The sequence below is a fragment of the Acidilobus sp. genome (assembly GCF_049973875.1).
GTDB lineage: Archaea > Thermoproteota > Thermoprotei_A > Sulfolobales > Acidilobaceae > Acidilobus.
Map to the genome: position 1 here is coordinate 1 of NZ_JBMFJI010000051.1, position 3,843 is coordinate 3,843.

Genomic DNA, 3,843 nt, shown 5'->3' on the forward strand with positions numbered 1-3,843 from the left:
CTTGATACTATTTGCTCTTACTTTCATTTCAATCATCTTAATCTTTAATCATGATCAAGCGTAGGGACTAAGCTCTCAACTACTCATCAAGCCCAGCAGTAAGTCGCAAACTCCTCCCCTCTTTAAAGAGCATGGGTTCCCTTAGGGAGATCATAGGTTTGTGGTTTACCGCCCTCATTTTCATCCCCTCATAGCTAGTGAGTGCGTTTAACACCAACCCCGCTCAACTCGTTTAGCAATAGACCACGCTAGATCTTCAGCCCGTTACCCCTATCCCTCAACAGGAGTTGCCCTCCACCCCCAGGTCCAAGGGATTCGAGGATATGTATCTGTGTAGGGACACCTAACATACTTAGTATGCCCGTTATGGGCTTCCCCACACACCTTATTGTTTTCACATTACCTTAACACATTTCATAATTTAAAAGCTTTACCCCGTTCCTAGAAAGGGGAAGGCTTGACGTTCTTTTTGTAACCATCCACCTGGTATAAAATCTTGCTTCTTTAATTTTTCATTCTTATGACAATATATCAAGAAAATCAATCCAAATAAAACTGATGCACCAGTTATTGAAATAGCGCTCCAACCTGACCAATATATGAGGAGTCCCCCTATAATAAATGCAATTGGCGATAAAATTTTATATAATGAAATTTTAAATGGCCTGTTCTCATTAGGATGCCTAAACCTAAATACAGCTACACTAACTGCTAATGGAGCATAAAAAAGATAAATGCATCTATTAACACAGGTAGGATGAGGTCAGGTTCCAGTATAGTGGATATCCTGCTTAACAAAGCCATAGGAGACGTAAACTCCCATTATAAAGTGGGTTGCCACCGAAGTGAGCAGTGCTTAAAACCGTAAAGGTTCTGGACCTAAACTGCCTTAAAACATCTTGCTAAGGATTTTTCCTCCAAAGAAGTTCATGCATAATAGCGCGGCTATGAGTCTGTGAGTGTAGATGGCTGCCAGCGTAGCTATGAGAAGAAGGATCAACGGCTTCCTGTCTCTCTCCCTCAGGGCTAACACTAAAGTGGCATGGTTATGGTGAAGGTTATCATCCTATAGTGCTCAGACATGGACTCAGGGATCTCAGGCCAAATAACTATGGAGAAGGTACTGGGAGCGCCGCGGCTCTCTTGCCAAGACCTAAAGACCTGGCCGGAAGGCAAACTGAAGGGATCATGAGAAGCGACAAAAGCTCAAGGTATTCACTTAATTATGAAGTAGAACTGTGGATCCTTAAACTATGTGAGGTAGCCCCAAAGCACAAGTATTGCCTCAGCTAGGATAAACCAAAAGGACCTGTTAAGCCACATGAAGTCAGGGTAAGGGGTCAGGTAGCCGTACTCAGCTATATACATGGAACGGTACATGTGATTGAAGGAGTCCTCAAAGTCTGTTATGTAGTATCTGTCTGCGAGATCAGTAACTAGGAACCTGATGCCAATGACTATTAAGGTGGGCGTTATGAGTGTGAGGGCGGTCAACTTGGTTGAGGTTCTCTCATTAAGAGCTACGTGGAGTACAACAGTTATGGCTAGAACCACTGCGAGGGTTCTAAGGATGCCCAGGGCAAGTTTATAGGAAAAAGACCGTAGATATCATTGACCTGAAACACTCTGTTGCCCATCATTACAAAGACCAAAATGTATATGGTTAGAGCAAGAAGAACCGTAACCATAAGCGTTATTGTTATTAATGATCCTCCGTCGCGGGGTCCTGTAATGCCTTCCACGGATTTCATTAAAACAGTTTATGAGGTTGTCACTCTTTTCGTTTCCAAAGCTACTTAAAGTAAGTGGTTAACTTTGCCAATAGAGCGGTAATGTCGCATCAACGTTATAAATCAAACTTATTAAAACAGAAGTGAGCTCTATGTGGCGTCATTACTATAGTTAGCGCCGCTTCCTCCTTAATCTCCCCTTGACACTTTACATAGGAAACGCATGCATAGATTATGAGTAGAAATGCTGAGACCCATAGGGATGATTAAAAATGCCACACAAGCTTTTTTTTAGCAAGCATCCATCGCAAAATGTGGTGGTGTTTAAATGATAATAACCTTGGTTGATGATACTGATCTCTCGATGCTAGGCAAAGGACAGCAGGCTAGGACCTATGAGCTGTACTCCATGGTTGCGAGGAAGGCCGAGATCAGGCTAGTCACGCAGGAGGCTAGATACCCGGAGAGGCTTGCGTGGGTCTCAGAGCTCAGAGTCGTAGGGTCGCTGCCAGGGAAGGGCTCAGCCTGGGTTGGCAGCCTGAGCTCTTTAGCAGTCATAGCGGAGACTGCTAAGGGTTCCGACGTTATCATTGCTGAGCACATATATGGAGTCAACAGGTGGGCCCCCTTAGCCTCAAGGCTATCAGGATTGCAATTTGTATACGACAGTCACGGCAACGAAGCGGAAGTGTGCAAGAGCCTTGCGTGTATAGCATCAGTAACCCCTTTTGAGAAGGCCATGTATAAGAGCGCAGATGCGATAATAGCGATTAGTGATAAGGTTCTTGAGAAGGCCTGGAGGCTCTACAAGGTTAAGACTGAGAAACAGTTAGTCCTGGTGCCAGGCCTCAGGGGGGTCAGCTGCAGAGGGAAGGGGAGACTGAGAACCTCACTCTCCTTGTGGGGAGTAAGAGAGAGCGAAGTGGTCGCGGTCATGCACGGAAGCCTGAGATATGGCCCTAACATGGACGCGCTTAAAGCTCTGTTGACCTCTAGCAGTGGCAGCAGGGAAAGGCATGGCGTGATCTTCGTTGTTGCAGGAAGCTCCGACATGAGGCCTGGTTGGCTCTCCGACAGTGTACTCTACGTGGGCTTTGTAAATGACGTTGACGACCTTCTGTGCTCGGCTGACGTAGCTGTCTCGCTTAATGTCTCGGGTACTGGTGTTCACATGAAGGTTATAGACTACCTTTCTGCGGGTCTGGTTCTCGTAGCAACTCCCAAGTCGCTTGAGGGCATTCCCGCTGTTGCATTAGAGGGATACCCGCTAGCTTTGGTCAGCCCAGGCTCTGACCTAGGTGAAACGGTTGCAACACTTGCTGAGAGAGCCAGAGGGCCCTTCTCAGGCAGGGCGAAGCTCCCTACGTGGGACGAGCAGGCCTCAAAGCTACTTAACTTCCTCTCTTCCGTTTAGCCTGCTGAGGGCCTCCAGAATGTAACGCCTCATTAGCGTGGCCTCCCTGAGGTCCCTTGGGGACCTGGATAGACTTGGATGATAAAGGTGAAGCACCGGGTTGTTTGGAACGTAAGCGTAGAGGTACCCCCTTGAGGCAAGCATCACCCCAAGTAGCTGTTCATTGCCCCTTGCTGCACCTAGGCCTGGGTCCTCAGGGAGCCTAAGGCCCTCTACCGCCTCTTTCCAGAAGGCCATGTTCGCCCCCCTGAACGGCAGGGAAATGCAAGTGCCATTAGGTATACAGGGACCGTGCCTTACGTTGCCCTTGACGTCAATGAACACGCCCTTCTTAAAGGCCTCAAGGCCTGGGTGGGGCTTAACTAGGTGGCCTACGTAGAACTTCCTGTATATTCTTACGAGAAGCCTATCGTCAGGGCCCCTCACTAATCCCTTACCCCTTTCATAGGGCAGGTCGCGGCTGCAAAAGCCAGCAAGCCTCCTTGATGATCTTTCAAAAAGCTCCTCATACCTCTTTAGGAACACCATGGGCAAGATCACATCATCGTCTATGAACACGACTATGTCGCCGCTTGCAAGCTCGAGGCCCTGGTTAATGGCGCCCGTGAAGCCAGTGTTCCTCTGCGCATAAGCATATATCGGCAGTTTCGGCCCTTCCAATATATGGTTCACGGCCTGCTTATCGCACTTATATATTAC

The 3,843-nt window shown here is 47.7% G+C and carries 3 protein-coding genes; 1 reads left to right on the forward strand and 2 read right to left on the reverse strand.

Annotated elements, in window-relative coordinates; translation table 11 throughout:
- Positions 1–1,251: 1,251 nt before the first annotated feature.
- Positions 1,252–1,554, reverse strand: a complete 303-nt coding sequence (locus tag ACP5H1_RS08090; protein ID WP_427973918.1) for a hypothetical protein — start codon at positions 1,552–1,554, stop codon at positions 1,252–1,254.
- Positions 1,555–2,058: 504 nt separating this feature from the next.
- On the opposite strand from ACP5H1_RS08090, the gene ACP5H1_RS08095 reads away from it, so the two are divergent.
- The gene (locus ACP5H1_RS08095) at positions 2,059–3,144 is read left to right on the forward strand and encodes a glycosyltransferase (protein WP_427973921.1); all 1,086 of its coding nucleotides are present in this window, start codon (positions 2,059–2,061) and stop codon (positions 3,142–3,144) included.
- Here the strand turns inward: ACP5H1_RS08095 and ACP5H1_RS08100 are convergent.
- The coding region (locus tag ACP5H1_RS08100) for a glycosyltransferase (protein ID WP_427973924.1) at positions 3,118–3,843 on the reverse strand (726 nt) is incomplete at its 5' end. The two genes, ACP5H1_RS08095 and ACP5H1_RS08100, sit on opposite strands and share 27 nt — an antisense overlap.